At 65.0% G+C, this 614-nt stretch carries 2 protein-coding genes; both read left to right on the top strand.

Annotation, left to right across the window (positions count from 1 at the left end; all coding sequences use genetic code 11):
• Positions 1–323, top strand: a 323-nt coding sequence (locus ACTIMO_RS17200; RefSeq protein ID WP_448183210.1) for a hypothetical protein, incomplete at its 5' end; no start/stop codon positions are given.
• Positions 324–369: 46 nt separating this feature from the next.
• Positions 370–525 carry a hypothetical protein gene (locus ACTIMO_RS17205; RefSeq protein ID WP_345850080.1) on the top strand — a complete coding sequence of 52 codons (156 nt, stop codon included), beginning with the start codon at positions 370–372 and terminating at the stop codon, positions 523–525.
• The last annotated feature ends 89 nt before the right edge of the window (positions 526–614 follow it).

Here is a 614-nt window from a genome sequence, read left to right on the forward strand (position 1 = left end):
TCGTTGCGCTGCTCGCGGTCCTGCTCCTGCTCAACCAGTGCACTGCCACGCGCAATGCCAAGACCGAGACCAGGCTCGCCACCGGTCAGGCCGGCGCGACGCTCGTCAGCGGCAGTGATGCAGCCACCACCGTCGGCAACCGCATGGACGCAGATGCGGCCACGGACCAGACGACCCGGGAGAATACCAATGCGATTCGCCATGCAGAGGGCGCCGATGCGCCAGTTTCTGCCCCTGTCAGCGCTGCTGCTCGCGCAAGCCTGTGCCGCCGGGCCTCCTATCGTGGCAAGCCCGAGTGCGTGCAGCACCCTGATCCCCGATAGCTGGCATAAGCCGGTCCCGGGCGCGGAAATCCCCAATGGCGATACGGTGGGCGAGTGGATCGCCTTCGCCGATGCGCAGACCGGGCAACTCGATAAGGCTAATGGCCGCACTGCGGATGCTCTCGGGATCATCGAACGCTGCGAGAAACGGGATGCCGCAGCGGTGAAGAGCGCTCGGCCGAAGGTGCTCGGCATCTTCTAGCATAGCCCGGCGCTTGCGTATTCTGTTGCGACGAGCCCAGCCTTTGTGCGACTTTCTCCGCGAGGGGGGAAAGAAATGCTCAGCAGGAT

Source organism: Arthrobacter sp. CP30 (assembly GCF_053470025.1).